The organism is Nocardia sp. NPDC049707 (assembly GCF_040674855.1).
In the GTDB taxonomy this organism is placed as follows: domain Bacteria; phylum Actinomycetota; class Actinomycetes; order Mycobacteriales; family Mycobacteriaceae; genus Nocardia.
This window is the reverse complement of the sequence record NZ_JBFANN010000033.1, coordinates 59,707-76,007: the sequence shown is the minus strand read 5'-3', so window position 1 is coordinate 76,007 and position 16,301 is coordinate 59,707. Positions and strand designations below refer to the sequence as shown.

General features: G+C 66.7%; 14 protein-coding genes. 6 read left to right on the top strand and 8 right to left on the bottom strand.

What is annotated here, in order from left to right; all coding sequences use genetic code 11:
• Positions 1-9: 9 nt before the first annotated feature.
• On the top strand, positions 10-1,272 hold the full coding sequence (locus AB0J29_RS25965; protein WP_364791394.1) for a M23 family metallopeptidase: 1,263 nt from the start codon (positions 10-12) through the stop codon (positions 1,270-1,272).
• A 221-nt stretch (positions 1,273-1,493) separates the two neighbouring features.
• Here the strand turns inward: AB0J29_RS25965 and AB0J29_RS25960 are convergent, their stop codons facing one another.
• On the bottom strand, positions 1,494-1,889 hold the full coding sequence (locus AB0J29_RS25960; RefSeq protein WP_364791391.1) for a hypothetical protein: 396 nt from the start codon (positions 1,887-1,889) through the stop codon (positions 1,494-1,496).
• A gap of 52 nt (positions 1,890-1,941) precedes the next feature.
• The gene (pcrA, locus tag AB0J29_RS25955) at positions 1,942-4,569 is read right to left on the bottom strand and encodes a DNA helicase PcrA (protein WP_364791388.1); all 2,628 of its coding nucleotides are present in this window, start codon (positions 4,567-4,569) and stop codon (positions 1,942-1,944) included.
• Positions 4,570-4,948: 379 nt separating this feature from the next.
• Here pcrA and AB0J29_RS25950 point away from each other — a divergent pair, with 379 nt between their 5' ends.
• Positions 4,949-5,242, top strand: a complete 294-nt coding sequence (locus AB0J29_RS25950; protein ID WP_364493557.1) for a chorismate mutase — start codon at positions 4,949-4,951, stop codon at positions 5,240-5,242.
• A gap of 115 nt (positions 5,243-5,357) precedes the next feature.
• Here AB0J29_RS25950 and AB0J29_RS25945 read toward each other — a convergent pair whose 3' ends face one another.
• Positions 5,358-6,812 (bottom strand): NAD-dependent succinate-semialdehyde dehydrogenase, encoded by a 1,455-nt coding sequence (locus tag AB0J29_RS25945; RefSeq protein ID WP_364791385.1) that lies wholly within the window; start codon positions 6,810-6,812, stop codon positions 5,358-5,360.
• Between the two features lie 204 nt (positions 6,813-7,016).
• On the opposite strand from AB0J29_RS25945, the gene pgi reads away from it, so the two are divergent.
• Complete coding sequence (pgi, locus tag AB0J29_RS25940; RefSeq protein WP_364791382.1) at positions 7,017-8,654, top strand: glucose-6-phosphate isomerase; 1,638 nt, start codon at positions 7,017-7,019, stop codon at positions 8,652-8,654.
• Between the two features lie 444 nt (positions 8,655-9,098).
• Here the strand turns inward: pgi and AB0J29_RS25935 are convergent, their stop codons facing one another.
• The 3 genes from AB0J29_RS25935 to AB0J29_RS25925 all read right to left on the bottom strand — a co-directional run bounded on the left by AB0J29_RS25935 (position 9,099) and on the right by AB0J29_RS25925 (position 10,716).
• On the bottom strand, positions 9,099-9,779 hold the full coding sequence (locus tag AB0J29_RS25935; protein ID WP_364791379.1) for a nucleoside/nucleotide kinase family protein: 681 nt from the start codon (positions 9,777-9,779) through the stop codon (positions 9,099-9,101).
• 65 nt (positions 9,780-9,844) lie between these two features.
• Positions 9,845-10,042, bottom strand: a complete 198-nt coding sequence (locus AB0J29_RS25930; RefSeq protein ID WP_364791376.1) for a hypothetical protein — start codon at positions 10,040-10,042, stop codon at positions 9,845-9,847.
• Entirely contained in the window at positions 10,039-10,716 is a 678-nt protein-coding gene (locus AB0J29_RS25925; RefSeq protein ID WP_364791373.1) for a class I SAM-dependent methyltransferase, read from the bottom strand. The genes AB0J29_RS25930 and AB0J29_RS25925 overlap by 4 nt, the downstream gene beginning before the upstream one ends.
• Before the next feature lie 74 nt (positions 10,717-10,790).
• Here AB0J29_RS25925 and AB0J29_RS25920 point away from each other — a divergent pair, with 74 nt between their 5' ends.
• On the top strand, positions 10,791-11,657 hold the full coding sequence (locus tag AB0J29_RS25920) for a helix-turn-helix transcriptional regulator (protein ID WP_364791370.1): 867 nt from the start codon (positions 10,791-10,793) through the stop codon (positions 11,655-11,657).
• Between the two features lie 121 nt (positions 11,658-11,778).
• Here the strand turns inward: AB0J29_RS25920 and AB0J29_RS25915 are convergent, their stop codons facing one another.
• Both AB0J29_RS25915 and AB0J29_RS25910 read right to left on the bottom strand, forming a co-directional pair.
• Positions 11,779-13,398 carry an acyl-CoA dehydrogenase family protein gene (locus tag AB0J29_RS25915; RefSeq protein ID WP_364791367.1) on the bottom strand — a complete coding sequence of 540 codons (1,620 nt, stop codon included), beginning with the start codon at positions 13,396-13,398 and terminating at the stop codon, positions 11,779-11,781.
• Entirely contained in the window at positions 13,385-14,014 is a 630-nt protein-coding gene (locus tag AB0J29_RS25910; RefSeq protein WP_364791364.1) for a TetR/AcrR family transcriptional regulator, read from the bottom strand. Before AB0J29_RS25910 ends, AB0J29_RS25915 begins: the two co-directional genes overlap by 14 nt.
• 60 nt (positions 14,015-14,074) lie before the next feature.
• On the opposite strand from AB0J29_RS25910, the gene AB0J29_RS25905 reads away from it, so the two are divergent.
• Positions 14,075-14,842, top strand: a complete 768-nt coding sequence (locus AB0J29_RS25905) for a crotonase/enoyl-CoA hydratase family protein (RefSeq protein WP_364791361.1) — start codon at positions 14,075-14,077, stop codon at positions 14,840-14,842.
• 2 nt (positions 14,843-14,844) lie between these two features.
• Positions 14,845-16,275, top strand: coding sequence for a hypothetical protein (locus tag AB0J29_RS25900; RefSeq protein WP_364791357.1), 1,431 nt, complete (start codon positions 14,845-14,847; stop codon positions 16,273-16,275).
• Positions 16,276-16,301 lie beyond the last annotated feature (26 nt).

Sequence of the window (16,301 nt, the reverse complement as noted above, 5' to 3'; positions counted from 1 at the left end):
GCTCCACCGATGAACAATCGCTCGACATTCGCAACCGAAAATCGCGCTCACTCCGGACATCGTTACCGGTCCGATGATGATGACGAAGGCTTCGGTGGACACTCCAGCGCCGCGGTAGACCCGTTCGGGACCCCGTCACAGCGTGCCGGTGGCCACAGATATGCCGCCCCCGCCGCGGCGGGGGGATACGAGCACGGCGACAGCGCGTGGGGCTCGGACGATTCGTGGGCGCAGTCCGATTCCGCTTGGGGACAGTCGCAGGCCGATTCGTCGTCGCACGGTGATTCGTGGGGACAGTCGCAGTCTTGGAACCAAGCTGATTCCTGGTCCGATGGCGGTGCGTGGGCGTCCGACGATGCGTGGACTTCCAAGGGTGACGCTTCCTGGCACGCCGACTCCGAAGCGTCTTGGACGCCGGAGGCGGACGGTTCCTACGACGGCGATGGGTCTTGGGACGACGACTCCGCTTGGGAGCCCGAGGATCCGGAAGCTCCGGCCGCTCCCACGGTACTTCCGGCCCGCCGGACGAATCGCGGTAATGGTGGCGCGCATCGGATGCCCGCGCCCCCCGCCTCACTCAAGGGCCGCGCTGCGGTCGTCGCCGTGGCCGCGGGTGCGGTGGTCGCCGCCGGACAGGCCGCCTTCGCCGCACCCGAACAGCCTTCGCAGGCCGTCGATTACGAGGCCGCCGGACAGATTCACGAAATCGCGGCACAGTCGGTCAGCGTGGCCGATCCGAATACTGCGCCGGATTCGCCACAGGTGCTCAATGTTTCGGCACCGACCAATCTCGGTCAGTTCGGCGACATGCTGCAAAAGGGTCAGAAGTTCGCCGAAGATATGGCGGCGCAGGAGGCCGCGAAACTCCGCCCGCTGTTCACCAAATTCGCCGCGGGCAATTTCACCTCCGGATTCGGTGCCCGCTGGGGCGTACAGCATCTCGGCATCGACATCGCGGGCCCGATCGGCACTCCGATCTACGCCGTCGCCGACGCCACCGTGATCGAAGCCGGTCCGGCATCCGGTTTCGGCATGTGGGTGCGACTGCTGCACGATGACGGCACCGTCACCATCTACGGCCACATCGACACCGCCACGGTGTCGGCGGGTCAGCGCGTTATGGCCGGTGATCAGATCGCCACCATCGGCAACCGTGGTTTCTCCACCGGTCCGCACTGCCATTTCGAGGTGTGGTTGAACGGGGTCGACAAGATCGATCCGCTGCCCTGGCTGGCGACACGCGGCATCAGCCTGGGTCCGCAGCGCGACTGATTTGCCCGTCGAGACGTCGTCGGCGCAGGATGCATGCCAGCGTTACGACGCACGCCAGGGGCACGGCGGCACTCTGCAAGACGCAGTAACCAGAACTACGGCGTCAGCGCGGATTGCGGCCGGGGCAACGGTGGCTGGCACGGATTCGAGCTGAGGGCACACTGCGCTCGACGAAGCCCTGCTCCGCACCGGAACAGACCAGTGTTCGACGGCCGTCCCGACTAGGGCGCGGCGGCGATCGCCAGACCGAGCAGGCTCGCCACCTTGGCCACCTCCAAGCCCACATACCAATAATGAGCGTGCGAGCGCGGCAGCTGCGCACCGGCGAGCACCCGATCCGAGCGGCGAGTCAGCAGCGGCCGAACCACAAGGATTTGGACGGCGAGGGTCGCGGCGGCGGCGCCGAGCCAGATCCGAACGGCACCGCTGGGCGCGACGACCAGAGTCGCCACGATCAACAGGGCGGCAAGAACGGCTTCCACGATATTCAGCGCCCGGAATACCAGCCGTCCGATACCGAGGCCGAGCGGCACGGTGATCCCCGGCGCCCGGAACTTCAGCGGCGTTTCCAGGAACGAGATGGCCAGCACCATGCCGAGCCACAGCATCCTCTCCATGCCGCGCACGCTACCGACCGCACCGTCGACAGATCAGGGTCAAAGGCCCCTATCAGAGTTTGACCAGGGTTCGGCTGTACTGCGGGATGAGCCGGATCTTGCCCGCGGTGCCGAAGTCGATGGTGACGGTGGCCAGGGGCCCGAAGCCTTCGGCGGCTACCACACGGCCGAGGCCGTACTTGTCGTCGCTGACTCGATCGCCAACAGCCAGTACGAGATTGGCATTATTGCGGGTTGCGCCGCCGGGGCCGGGGCGGCGCGGCGCGCGATCGCTGACGCCCGGCCGCTGCTGATTCCAGCCGTCGCGGGTCCAGTCGTGTTCCAGGCCGTCGTCGCCGCCGCGGCGACGGATGCCGCGGGTCAGCGGCGAACCCTTCGGCTCCAACCGCTTCCAATCGACGAGGTGGGCCGGAATCTCTTGCAGGAATCGGGATTCCGGATTCGAGACCGGCTGCCCCCAGCCGGAACGCACCACCGCACGGGTGACGTAGAGCCGTTGCCGCGCCCGGGTTATGCCGACATAGGCGAGGCGGCGTTCCTCGGCCAGCTCGGTCGGATCGCCGAGTGCGCGCATATGCGGGAACTGTCCGTCCTCCCAGCCGGTCACGAAGACCACCGGGAATTCCAGGCCCTTCGCGGTGTGCAGCGTCATCATGGTGACCACGCCGGTGCCCTCCTCGGGCAGCTGATCGCTATCGGCCACCAGCGAGACGCGCTCCAGGAAGGCGGCGAGCGAGCCCGGGTCGGGTTCGCCCTCGGCCACCTCCGGCACCAGCCCCTCGGCCCTGGCGGCCTCGGCATTGTTGTATGCCTCAGAGCTGAATTCCCGCGCGACGCTGACCAATTCGTTCAGGTTGTCGAGCCGGGCACCGTCCTGCGGATCGTCGGAGCCCTCCAACTCGGCCCGGTAGCCGGTGCGGTCGAGTACCGCTTCGACCATATTGCCGAGGTCGGGGAAGTCCTGATCTGCTTGCGCACCGGCCGCCCGCACCTCTTCGAGCAGATCAAGGAAACCGGCGATCGCACGCTGCGACCGCGTATTCAGTAGCGCCACTGTGCCATCGGCCGCATCGCGCAGCGCCTCGGCGAAACCGATGCCGCGCTGTTCGGCGTGCACCGCCACACAGGCCTCGGCCCGGTCGCCGATGCCGCGGCGCGGGGTGTTGAGGATGCGGCGCAGGCTCACCGTATCCTCCGGATTGTCGAGCACGCGCAGGTACGCGACGATATCGCGCACCTCCTTGCGCTCGTAGAAGCGCACGCCGCCGACCACCTTGTACGGCAGTCCCATGCGAATGAAGATTTCTTCCAGTGCACGGGAGTTGTTGTTGGTGCGGTAGAAGACCGCGACATCGCTGTAGTTGGCATCGCCGGCGTCCACCAGCCGGTCGATCTCGCGCGCCACGAACGATGCCTCGTCGTGCTCGTTATCGGCGACGTAACCGGTGATCAGGTCGCCCTCGCCGGAGTCGGTCCACAGCCGCTTGTCCCGGCGCTTCTCATTGCGCGATATCACCGCGTTCGCGGCGGACAGGATGTTCTGGGTGGAGCGATAATTCTGCTCCAGCAGAATGGTTTCCGCATCCGGGAAGTCGCGTTCGAATTCCTCGATATTGCGGATGGTCGCGCCGCGGAAGGCGTAGATGGACTGGTCCGCATCACCGACCACGCACAGTTCGCTCGGCGGGACCGCGTCTTCGGCCTGCTCCTGCGCGTGATGTCCGACCAACTCGCGGACCAGGATGTACTGGGCGTGGTTGGTGTCCTGATACTCGTCGACCAGCACGTGCCGGAACCGGCGGCGATAGTACTCGGCGACCTGCGGATGGTTCTGCAGCAGCGCCACCGTTTCGCCGATCAGATCGTCGAAATCGAGTGCGTTCGCCGAACGCAACCGGCGCTGATATTCGGTGTACACGCGGGCGACGAGTCCGGGCAGTTCGGTCTCGTCGGTTTCGGCATCGGCGGTGGCCTGCTCCGGGCCGATGAGCTCGTTCTTCAGATTCGAGATGGCGGTGGCCAGCAACCGCGCCGAATATTTCTTGACGTCGATATCGAAGTCGCGGCTGATCATGGTGAGCAACCGCCGGGAATCGTCGGCGTCGTAGATGGAGAAATTGGAATTCAGACCGGGCAGCAGCGCGGCCTGCATGCGCAGGATGCGGACGCAACTGGAGTGGAAGGTCGAGACCCACATGTTGTTCCCGCGCGGGCCGACCAGCCCGCTCACCCGCTCGCGCATTTCGGCGGCGGCCTTATTGGTGAAGGTGATGGCCAGGACCTGCCCCGGAGTCACCCCGCGGGCCGCAAGCAGATAGGCGATGCGTCTGGTGAGCACGGCGGTCTTGCCCGAACCAGCGCCCGCGACGATCAGCAGCGGCGCACCGGAGTGCACGACCGCGGCGCGCTGCTGCGGGTTGAGACCGTCCAGGAGTCGCTCGGCCTCCTCCGCGCGACGTTGCTCACGTTCGGCGCGGCGCTTTTCTTGTTCGACACGGTGCTTGTCGTCCACGACACGCCCCGACGCATCATCGAGGGCCGGATGCGGGACCCCAGCTGCGGACGGCACGGCGGAGCCACCCATCTCCTCGGTGCGAGCAGCGTCGACCTGCGGTTTCTGGGCTGAATCCGGGTGCCGAGTCCGCCCGGCCTGCGTCTTGGGAGCCACCGTGATGTCCATCGCCCATCCACGCTACCGGCGGGCACCGACAGAGATGAAGTCCCGGTCGACATCGTGTCCATTCAGCGAACGGCAGCTGAACCGCCCTGGGGTCGACACGGGCGTCCCGACGTGAAAGCCTTCTCAGGAGATTCACAAAATGAAGTGTTTTGCATTGCTTCGGCCCCATGGCAGACTGGCCCGTATGACCTGCGCGATGGCCGCGAAGTATCCGATTCCGCTAACGGCCGGATATCGTGATCGCGGACTTTGTACCTGAGCGCGCCGCCTGGGGGGAGGATTGTAAGACCCGCCAGGATTGTTTTGCACGGTGAAAGAACCGACCGGTAACGAGCTCCGATCGCCTGCCGATCCAGGTTCTGACACGAGGAGATGAATGATGAGCACCCCCGCCACGACGACCGGGTCCGACTCGGCTCTGCCCCACACCGAGGCCGAGATCGATAAGCTCCGCAAGGAGATCGACCAGCTCGACGCGGAAATTCTGGCCGCCATCAAGCGCCGCAGCGAGATCTCGCGGATCATCGGTCGCACGCGCATGGCCTCCGGCGGCCCCCGCCTCGTACACAGTCGTGAGATGAAGGTGCTCGAGCGCTTCAGCGAACTCGGCCAGGAGGGCCATACCCTCGCCATGCTGCTGCTGCGTCTCGGTCGCGGCCGACTCGGCCACTAACCCTCGGCCGCGACCAGCGGCCCGATCGAACCGCGCGGCGTTCGTGAGATCGCCGCCTTCCAGACGACCGCCCCGGGTGTTTCGCACCCCGGGGCGGTCGTTTCATGTCCGCGGGTCAGGTGAGGGCGATGTACTTGGTGGACAAGTACTCCTCGATGCCCTCGATACCGCCTTCGCGGCCGAAGCCCGAGGCCTTGACGCCGCCGAAAGGTGCTGCGGGATCGGAGATTACGCCGCGGTTGACGCCGACCATGCCGGATTCGAGGCCCTCGGCGATGCGCAGGGCGCGGTCGAGGTCGCGGGTGTAGACGTAGCTCACCAGGCCGAATTCGGTGTTGTTGGCGGCGGCGAGGCCCTCGTCCTCGGTTTCGAACCCGACGATGGGTGCGACGGGACCGAAGACCTCCTCGCGCAGGATCCGCGCATTCGCCGGTACCTCGCTGAGGATGGTCGCGGGATAGAACCAGCCGGGGCCGCCGGGTGCCTTGCCGCCGAGGCGGACCTGCGCGCCGACCGCCACCGCGTCGTCGACCAGTTCGCTGACGGTATTGAGCTGTTCCTCGTTGATCAGCGGGCCGAGCGTGGTGTCCGGATCGGTGCCCGGTCCGAGGGTCACGGTATTCGACATCGCCTTCACGAGTTTGGTGGTGAACTCTTCCAGCACACCGTTCTGCACGTGGAAGCGGTTGGCCGCGGTACACGCCTCGCCGCCATTGCGCAGTTTGGCCAGCATCGCGCCCTGGACGGCGGCATCGATATCGGCATCGTCGAAGACCACGAACGGTGCGTTGCCACCGAGCTCCATCGAGGTGCGCAACAATCCGTTCGCCGACTTCTCCACCAGCTTCCTGCCGACCTCGGTGGATCCGGTGAAGGTGAGCTTGCGCAGGCGCGGATCATCGAGCAGCGGCTGGGTGACGGCGCCGGACCGGCTGGAGGTGATCACCGAGAGCACCCCGTCCGGCAACCCTGCCTCGCTGCACAGCTTCGCCAGGGCCAACATGGTCAGCGGGGTGGCCGATGCCGGCTTGACGATCATCGTGCAGCCCGCGGCCAGCGCCGGTCCGATCTTGCGGGTGCCCATGGCGAGCGGGAAGTTCCACGGCGTGATGGCCAGACACGGCCCGACCGGCTGCTTGTGCACGATGATCCGCCCGGTGCCGGACGGCGCGTGCAGATAACGTCCGTGCGCCCGCACCGCCTCCTCGCTGAACCAGCGGAAGAATTCGGCGCCGTAGCGCACTTCGTTGCGGCTCTCCGGCAACGCCTTACCCATCTCCAGCGTCATCAGCAGCGCGAATTCCTCGGCGCGCGCGGTCAGTTGCTCGAAGACGCGGCGCAGGATCTCGCCGCGCTCGCGCGACGGTGTCGCCGCCCATTCGGCCTGCACCGCGACGGCCGCGTCGAGGGCGCGCACGGCATCTTCCGGCGTGGCGTCGGCGACTTCGGTCAGCACCTGCCCGTCGGCGGGATTATGCACCGGAAAGGTGCCGCCCCCGGTGGCGTCGACAGGACCGCCGATCCACAGTTGCGTCGGCACGGAGTGGAGTACTTCACGTTCGGACACCATGCACCCAAGCCTAGGCCGCACGCTCGCGCATCACCTGACTCATCGATCCGAAATCATCGACCTTTCGAGCCGCCGCATACGCTCGCCGCTGCTCCTGCTCGAGCGACACACGAGTGATCGCCATAGGTAGCCGTCAGGACAACATCGGCGAAAGTATGCCGTCCTTGCCTGCGCGCCCGATCGAGTGCTTGTAACCTCGCGGACGTGAGCAGCGACATCACCGCATCGGCGGCCTGGCGGAAACTGCACGAGCACCACGGTGCCGTCGCAAGACGACACCTGCGTGAATTCTTCGCCGAGGATCCCGACCGCGGCAGTGAGCTGATCGTCCAGGTCGGCGACCTGCACATCGACTACAGCAAGCACCGCGTCACGCGGGAAACCCTGCATCTGCTGGTCGAATTGGCGCATGAGGCCGGGGTGGCCGAGCACCGCGACGCGATGTTGCGCGGCGACCACATCAACACCTCGGAGGACCGCGCGGTCGAACATATCGCGCTACGTCTGCCCGCGGGCGAGACGGTCATCGTGGACGGCGCGGACGTGGGCGCCGAGGTGCACGAGGTGCTGCGGCGGATGGGGGAATTCACCGACGCGGTGCGTTCGGGTGCGTGGCGGGGCGCGACCGGCGAACGCATCAAGACCGTGGTGAATATCGGCATCGGCGGTTCGGATCTCGGCCCGGATATGGTGCATCGCGCACTGCGGCACTATGCCGACGCCGGGATCGGCGCTCGCTTCGTCTCGAATGTCGACCCGGCCGATCTGCTCGCGAAACTCGACGGACTCGACCCGGCCGCCACGCTGTTCATCGTTGCCTCCAAGACGTTTTCGACGCTGGAGACGCTGACCAATGCCACTGCCGCCCGGCGTTGGCTGGTCGCCGCGCTCGGCGCGGACGCCGTCGCCAAGCATTTCGTAGCCGTGTCGACGAATGCCGAGCGGGTCGCCGAATTCGGGATCGACACCGCGAATATGTTCGGCTTCTGGGATTGGGTCGGCGGCCGCTATTCGGTGGATTCGGCCATCGGCCTTTCGGTGATGGCGACCATCGGCAAGGAGCGCTTCGCCGAATTCCTGGCCGGAATGCACGCCGTCGACCGGCACTTCGCGACCGCGCCGCTGGCCGAGAACGGACCGGTACTGCTCGGTCTGCTCGGCATCTGGTACTCGAACTTCTTCGACGCGGAATCACGTGTGGTACTGCCGTATTCGAACGATCTGGCGCGCTTCCCGGCCTATCTACAGCAGCTGACGATGGAGTCCAACGGCAAATCGGTGCGCGCCGACGGCAGCCCGGTGACCACCTCGACCGGTGAGATCTTCTGGGGCGAACCGGGCACCAACGGCCAGCACGCCTTCTACCAACTGCTGCACCAGGGCACGCGGCTGATTCCGGCGGATTTCATCGGATTCGCCCGTCCCACCGATGATCTGCCCACCCGCGACGGTACCGGCAGTATGCACGACATCCTGATGAGCAACCTGTTCGCGCAGACCAAGGTGCTCGCCTTCGGCAAGACCGCCGCGGAGATCATCGCCGAGGGCACCGATCCGAAGGTGGTGCCGCACAAGGTGATGCCGGGCAATCGGCCGAGCACGACCATCCTGGCGCCGCAGCTGACACCGTCGGTGGTCGGCCAGTTGATCGCGCTCTACGAGCATCAGGTATTCGTCGAGGGCACCATCTGGGGCATCGACAGTTTCGACCAGTGGGGTGTGGAACTCGGCAAGCAGCAGGCGCTAGCGCTGGCTCCCCTGCTGACGTCTCCGGAAGAGCCCCAGCCGCAAGGGGACTCGTCCACCGACGCCCTGATCGGCTGGTACCGCGCCAACCGCTGAGCCTCAGCCCGGCGCGTGCGCCGTCTTGATCAGGGCGGCAACGACATCCGGGAAGTCGACGGTGATCTCCGGACCGATTCCGACGGTATCGGCGGCGTCGCCGATGATCTCGGTCCGGTAGACGACGCGGGTCCAGCCCGCACCCGCCGACTCCAGGCGGTGCTCGGAACGACGGTGAAATCGCCGCCGTCGAATTCACCGATGAACAGTTCGCCGGGTTCGATCTCCCCAGGCGCAGCCGCACGGTATCGTCGCCGGAGTCCCTCAGGTGAACGAAGTGTCGACCTCGAACGGGCCGTCGATCTCGATCTCGTCGACCCCCTCGTTCCGTTCGGGCCAGGACTCCCCATTCGACCAGCACCTCCGGTGCGGCCGTGGTCCTCGGCCTGAACTGTCGAGCGAGATCACGTCACCTCCAGCATGATTCGGCGACGCGGGTGCTCATCATCCCTGGGCGGCGTAGTAGCGGCCGCCGCGCTGGCGCAGGAGGAGGTCGGCTCGGTGGCTGGTATCGGCGATCAGATCGGCGTTGGGCAGATCGCTGTCGTACACCTTGATTTTCGCGGCCTCAGGGGTCCGGCCGCCGCGAATGTGGCGGCGCAGCAGGCGTTGTTCGATCACCTCGCGGGCCACATCCAGATACCAGACCTCGTCGAGGAATTCACGCACACCCGACCAGGCGGCGTCGGACAGCAGCAGGTAGTTGCCCTCGGCAATGGCGATCTCCTGCCGATCGAAGACGACACCGGCCGGAGTCGGTTCCTCGATGGCGCGATCGAAGGTCGGCCACGGCATCGGCTCGCCGAGTGGGGTATCGCGCAGGCGGCGTAGGGATGCCACGAAGGCCGCGACGTCGAAGGTGTGCGGTTCGCCCTTGCGCTCCAGATTTCCCGTCGCGCGTAGGACGGCGCCGGGCAGGTGGAAGCCGTCCATCGGCGCGATCTCAGCGATCCGAGCACCGGCTCGATTGTTCAGATCGTCGCGAATGGCCTTGGACAGCGTGGATTTACCCGCACCCGGCGGACCCGCGATGCCGAGCACATACCGTCGGGCGCACCCCGCCGCCCGAATCCGCAGGTGCTCGACCAACGAGCGCAACGGTTTTTCGACGGAAGTCCGTGTCATCGAAATCACCCTACTCAGCCTGCGTCGGTCCGCCTCGAATTTGCGCGCATGGCTAAATAAGTCGGCTATCGAAGTCGTTGCCGGACTTCGGTCGCGACGTCGGCGGCGTCGCGCAGTGCCTCGATGAAGAGCCGCCTCGGGGTAGCCGAGGCCGCGCCGCGATAGACGACACAGGTCGGGCGTACCGCGGCGGGATGATCGAACATTGCGATACCGCGCTGGTCGAGCGGGTGCTCCAACCGCTCCAGCGCGGCGGCGGTCAATTCGGGCGGGTCCCGCGGTAGAAGGTGACGCGACCGAGGCGACGGTGCCGCTGCGAGGCGACGACCGCGCAGTCGAAGCCGACCTTGCGCAGGAGTTGGGGGATGCCGTCGCCGAGGTTGTCCCTGGCATGGTCGTTGTGCAGCAGCAGCCGGGCCATCAGGCCGTCGTCCGGGGTCACCGCACCACCGACATCGACGATGTGCAGGCTGCCGCCAGGGCGCAGCACGCGCAGCGCCTCGGCAAGTGCGGCGGTTTTGATATCGGTTTCGAGGTGGTGCAGCATCATCGAAGACAGCACCCGGTCGAATTCCTGGTCCGGAAAGGGCAGTTCCTGCGCGTAGGCCCGCTCGAAGCGAATTCCGTTCAGCCCGTGCGCCTTTCGCTCGGCACGGGCGAGTGCGAGCGGGTCGGGATCGGAGCCGATCACCTCCGCCGCGGGCTGGGCGCGTTTGGCGCGGATCGTCAGATTACCTGTGCCGCAGCCGATTTCCAGTACCCGCTGATCAGCGGTGAGTTCGGCCTGTGCGACGAGGGTTTCGTGGAGTTTGTACATGCCGAGCAGGCGGGTCAGCAGGTCGTAGCCGGGGAGGAGCGCATCACGACCCGCGGCGGGCAGGTAGTCGTGCCGGTTACCCATGGCTTCGACTACGGAATGTGGATGATCTTTGGTCATAAATCTCATGATGCCCGCTGATCCCGCGCCATAATTGGGTGATAATCGGCCGAAGTTGGACTATTTTCGGTGATATGACCGAGGCTACCCGGGTGGTCCGGCACCGCCGTGGTGTTCCGGCGTACGACTATCGCAGCGATCAGGTCACGCCGCCGGTATCGCTGCTGTGGTTCGATCGCCTTACCGAACACGGCCACAGCCCGCATATTCACAACTTTCCGGCCTTGCTGTACATCCAGTCCGCCGGGATGGTGTACGTGGTCGCACCGGGTCAGGTGATCGCGGACGCACCACCGTATGAGTCCGAAGGCTCGGTCGCGGTGTTCTTCGATCCCGCGGCGCTCGGTGATGCCGGACGCGCGCCCTGGCCCACGTGGCGGGCGCATCCATTGTTATTTCCGTTCCTGCACCAGCATTCGGGAGGCGTGCTGGAGTTGGCCGTCCCGGTGGAACGAAGGCCATGGTGGGACAATGCGATTGCTGCTATCGAAGCCGAGCTGACCCAGCGGCAGGAGGGATATCGGCAGGCGGCCTCGGCACATCTGACGCTACTGCTCATCGACCTCGCGCGACTGGCCGCCGATGTGGTCGGCGATCTACGGCGCAGCGGTGAACCGCTGCTCGCCGAGGTGTTCGACGTGATCGATCAGCGGCACAGCGCACCGCTGTCACTACGCGATGTGGCCGATGCGGTCGGCATGACGCCGGGGCATCTGACCACCGTGGTGCGCCGCCGCACCGGGCGCACCGTACAGGCGTGGATCACCGAGCGGCGGATGACCGAGGCACGCCGTCTGTTGGCGGAGACGGATCTGCCGGTGGGCGAGATCGCCCGGCGGGTCGGGATGCCGGACGCGGGCTACTTCACCCGCCTGTTCCGGCGCAATCACGACCTCTCGCCACGGCAATGGCGCGCCCAGCCTGCCGCGCTCGCGCACTGAGCCGAGCGCCACAGCGGGCCGACGCGAGCACTCGCAGCGGCGCGGACGCGAGCACCCGAAAGAAGATCCCTGGATTCGCACCGTCGTCGACCTCGCATGGGATGCTCGCGAGCGGCCGGGGTCAGGTGAGGGCGCGGGCGATGATGTCGGTGGTGTTCACGCCGGTGGGGAGGGTGCCGAAAGCGATGCCCCAGTCGTCACCTAGGCGGGTGCCACAGAAGGCGTCGGCCACGGCGGGGTGGCCGTGGCGGACCAGTTGCGCACCCTGCAGGACCAGGGCCATGAGTTCGACGACACGGCGGGCGCGGTATTCGATTTCGTCGAGGTCGGACAGTTCCTTGCCGAGACGGGCGATGGCATCGTCGAGCCGGGCGTCGGCGCCCGCGGCGAGCGAGACTTCGTTGAAGAAGGCCTCCACGGTTTCGGGCTGACGGCCCATGGCGCGCAAGGCATCCAACGCCGCGACATTGCCAGAACCTTCCCAGATGGACATGAGCGGGGCCTCGCGGTAGAGCCGGGGCATACCGGATTCCTCGGCATAGCCATTGCCGCCGAAGCATTCCAGGGCCTCGGCCGCATGTGCTGGGGCGCGCTTGCACACCCAATACTTGGTGACCGCCAAGGCGATTCGGCGCAGGGCGGCCTCCGCGGGATCGGTGCCCGCGCGATCGGTCGCACCGGCCAGGCGCATCATCACCGTGGTCGCGGCATCGGATTCGATGACCAGGTCGGCCAGCACATTGCGCATCGCGGGTTGGTCGATCAGCTTGGCCCCGAACGCTTCGCGGTGCCGCGCGTGATGCGCGGCGTGGACGGCGCCGACGCGCATGCCCATGGCGGAGCCGATAACGCAGTCCAGGCGGGTCATGTTGACCATTTCGACGATGGTCTTGACGCCAGCCCCTTCCGCACCGACCAGCCAGCCGGTGGCATTCTCGTATTCGATCTCCGAGGAAGCGTTCGACTTGTTGCCGAGCTTGTTCTTGAGGCGCTGGATCCGAATGGGATTGCGGGTGTCGTCCGGAAGTACGCGCGGGAGCAGGAAACAGGACAGGCCACCGGGCGCCTGGGCCAGGGTGAGGAACATATCCGACATGGGGGCCGAGGTGAACCACTTGTGGCCGACGATGCGGTAGCTGCCGTCGGGTTGTGGTGTGGCGATGGTGGTGTTGGCGCGAACGTCGGAGCCGCCCTGCTTCTCGGTCATCGACATGCCGGCGATGAGACCGGCCTTGGTCGACGGCTCACGCAGGCCGAAATCGTAAGTGCGAGAACCGAGTAGCGGTTCATATCTGGCCGCGAGTTCGGAATTGTGGCGCAGTGCGGGCACGATCGCGTAGGTCATGGAGATAGGGCACATATGCCCGGCGTCGGCGGCGCCCCAGGTGTAGAACTTGGCCGCGCGGGCGACATGGGCACCCGGCCGATTGTCGAGCCAGGGCGAACCGTGGAGTCCGTGCGCGACAGCGACTTTCATCAGTTCGTGCCAGTACGGATGGAATTCGACCTCGTCGATGCGGTTGCCGTAGCGGTCGTGTGTGTGCAGGACCGGCGGGTATTCATTGGCCAGCCGGCCCCACTCCTGGGCTTCGAATCCGCCTGCGCGCGTGCCGAGTTCATGTAGCTCCGGTTCGGCCCAGCCCGCGCCTTCGCGGTGCAGTCCCTCGAGCAGGGCCGGGTTCTGCGCGACATCGAAGGGCACGATATCGGGAACCTGATTGAAGACTTCATGCGTCGGCATCGGACACTCCTGAGTCGGATTCATCGCGCACACCCAGTGCGCGTAACGCAAAACTGATGAGTTCGGGCACAACGGATTCGCTGTGCGGTGCGTCGGCCAGCGGGCCGACCAGGACCTCGCCGATCGCGCCGACGAGGGCGGCCGCGCTGGTCTTGGCATCCTGTGCGGGCAGTTCCCCATCCGAAACGCCTGCCGCGACCGCGGATTCGAAGGCTTCGGCGAAGGCGCGGCGGAAGCGCAGACGCTCAGTGTCGACCACGGTATCGACGGGTTCGACGAGCAGGACGTAGGCGAGCTTCGGATTCTTCAGCGCCCGGCCCGCGAAGGTCTCCACCGCCGCGGTCACCCGCTCGACGGCCGTTCCAGCGGCGCTCGCGGTGACCACCGCGGCCACCTCGTGCGCCACCACCTTCCGGAATACCGCGCTCACCAGGTCGGCCTTGCCGGTGAAGTTCTTGTAGACCGTCCCGGTGGCCACGCCAGCCTCGGCGGCGACGGCCGCCATGGACAGTCCGGCATAGCCGGCATGCGATAGCACCTTGGTCGCGGCCTGCACGATCAGGCCCGCCTGGGCATCGAGGCGGGCCTGGACAGCAGGGGTTCTGCGGTAGGCCATACAAGAAGTGAACCATAAATTCATTTCTTCACACAAGGGTAATTCCGACGGCGTATGGTCATGCTCGTGACTGTGCGAATCGAACGCAACGGGCCCGTGACCACTGTGATCCTGCACCGCCCCGAGGCACGCAATGCCGTTGATGGTCCGACAGCCGCGGCGCTGGTCGACGCATTCCGCGAATTCGACGCCGATCCGGATGCGGCGGTCGCCGTGCTGTGGGGCGACGGCGGCACCTTCTGCGCGGGCGCGGACCTGAAGGCGCTGGGCACCGAGCGCTCCAATCGGGTCACCGAGGATGGTGACGGCCCGATGGGACCGACTCGAATGCGGCTGTCCAAACCGGTAATCGCCGCGATCTCGGGATATGCGGTCGCGGGCGGGCTGGAGCTGGCCCTGTGGTGCGATATGCGAGTTGCCGAGCAGGACAGCACCTTCGGCGTGTTCTGCCGCCGCTGGGGGGTACCGCTGATCGATGGCGGCACGATTCGGTTGCCGCGCATTATCGGTACCGGGCGCGCCATGGATATGGTGCTCACCGGTCGTGCCGTCGCCGCCACGGAGGCGCTGCAGATCGGACTGGTCAATCGCGTGGTGCCGAATGGCGAATCCCGCAACGCCGCCGAACAGCTCGCCGCCGAATTGGCCGCACTGCCGCAGACCTGCCTGCGTTCGGACCGCATGTCGCTGTTGGAACAGGACGGCATGGACGAAGAGACGGCGCTGCGCAACGAGTACCGGCACGGCCTGAAGGCCCTGACCGACGGCGCCTTGGACGGCGCGCAGCGGTTCGCCGCCGGTGCGGGCCGGCACGGTGCGCGTACCTGACAATGAGCCCGGCCCAGCGCGCGAGCGTCGTCGACGAGATCTTCCTACGCACGCATCGCGGGCTCGGTACCCCGATCGCGCTCCAGGGTTTGTGGCGCACCGCCGATCGCGTCGATCCGGAGTTGCTGCGGCAGGTGCACGCGGCGCTGCGGGTTGGCCCGTTGGGCCGCAGGGTGATTCGGCCTCGGGTTCCGGGGGCACGGCGTAGTTGGCGGGCGAACACTCGGGCGTATCCGCTCGAGCTCACCGCCGGCACCATCACCAACGGGGAGCTGCTCGAGTGGGCCGCTGAGCAGGGCGCGAACCTCGATCCCGAATACGGTCCGGGTTGGCGATTGTCGACCGCCGCCCTGGCTGATGGCGGCTCGATTGTGTCGCTGACCTGCTCCCATGCGCTTGCCGACGGTCGAGCCCTTGTGCTGGCGGTCGATGACGCGCTCGGCGGCACAAGCCTGCGGAGGCCGTCGGCGCTGGTCCGGCGCTCATCGTCGAAATCAACTGCACCAGAGGTGGATTGCTCGGATGCGCCGCGTTTGGTCACCGGCGCGCCCGACCGATCGAATACGAGCGAGCCGATGACATCCCCCGCAGGAGAAGCAGACCGGTCCGACGCCCGTGTGAACGCCGCAGGGCCCCGGGCGGCAACGTCGGATTGGTCCGATGCCTGGCGGCAATGGTCGATCGTTGTGCGCGGCACGGTCCGCGCGCTGCGCCGGGGCATCCCAGAACGTCCTGCTCGCGCGGTAGCGGACCGCGAATCTGCGGTATCGGCCCGCGAACACACCGGGAAGATGACCCATAGCGTGGTTCTGCAATGCCCGGCAGGCGACTGGGAGTCGGTGGCCGCCGCACAGGGTGGTACTGCCAACAGCCTGTTCATTGCGCTGATCGCGAAGATGTTGTGGGCCAGTGGATTTCCGGGCGAGATGATCGATGCCAGCCTTCCGGTCGATACCCGCGACGAACCGCGCGTCGACAATGACCTCTCGATGACCGAGATAACCATCGAGCGCGCCGACACCCCGGCCACCATCCGCGAGAAAGCGCGAATCGCCTACGAGCGGCGGATGTCCAGCCCGGGCGAGATGCCGGAGGAACTGCTGCAGGTCATTCCGGACCGCTGGGCATACGCCCTGTCCAAGGGCGCCGGTGAGCGAGACATCCTGTGCTCCAATCTCGGAACGCTCCCCGACTCCCTGCGCGCCCTCGGCCCACACCGATGCACCGGCGTCGCCGCGCGCGCCATCCACCCCGGCCTCACCGCGAACCGCCTCCCGCGCACCCGTCTGTCCGGCTATCTCTGTCACATCGCGGATACCTACACCCTCGCTGTCGTCAGCCTCGACCCCGAACGCGTCGGCACCCCGGAAACCCTCCGCGCCCTGGCCCACGAAACCGCAACCGCCCTCGGCCTACCGATCACCTTGTGGTGACCTCCAGCCCACGCCGCGATCCGTCC

Bases quoted from the DNA above. Each gene is read 5' to 3' on its own strand.
- AB0J29_RS25965 (WP_364791394.1), top strand. From the start codon at position 10: ATGAACAATCGCTCGACATTCGCAACCGAAAATCGCGCTCACTCCGGA.
- AB0J29_RS25960 (WP_364791391.1), bottom strand. From the start codon at position 1,889: ATGGAGAGGATGCTGTGGCTCGGCATGGTGCTGGCCATCTCGTTCCTG.
- pcrA (WP_364791388.1), bottom strand. From the start codon at position 4,569: ATGGACATCACGGTGGCTCCCAAGACGCAGGCCGGGCGGACTCGGCAC.
- AB0J29_RS25950 (WP_364493557.1), top strand. From the start codon at position 4,949: ATGAGCACCCCCGCCACGACGACCGGGTCCGACTCGGCTCTGCCCCAC.
- AB0J29_RS25945 (WP_364791385.1), bottom strand. From the start codon at position 6,812: ATGGTGTCCGAACGTGAAGTACTCCACTCCGTGCCGACGCAACTGTGG.
- AB0J29_RS25935 (WP_364791379.1), bottom strand. From the start codon at position 9,779: ATGACACGGACTTCCGTCGAAAAACCGTTGCGCTCGTTGGTCGAGCAC.
- AB0J29_RS25925 (WP_364791373.1), bottom strand. From the start codon at position 10,716: ATGACCAAAGATCATCCACATTCCGTAGTCGAAGCCATGGGTAACCGG.
- AB0J29_RS25920 (WP_364791370.1), top strand. From the start codon at position 10,791: ATGACCGAGGCTACCCGGGTGGTCCGGCACCGCCGTGGTGTTCCGGCG.
- AB0J29_RS25915 (WP_364791367.1), bottom strand. From the start codon at position 13,398: ATGCCGACGCATGAAGTCTTCAATCAGGTTCCCGATATCGTGCCCTTC.
- AB0J29_RS25910 (WP_364791364.1), bottom strand. From the start codon at position 14,014: ATGGCCTACCGCAGAACCCCTGCTGTCCAGGCCCGCCTCGATGCCCAG.
- AB0J29_RS25905 (WP_364791361.1), top strand. From the start codon at position 14,075: ATGCTCGTGACTGTGCGAATCGAACGCAACGGGCCCGTGACCACTGTG.
- AB0J29_RS25900 (WP_364791357.1), top strand. From the start codon at position 14,845: ATGAGCCCGGCCCAGCGCGCGAGCGTCGTCGACGAGATCTTCCTACGC.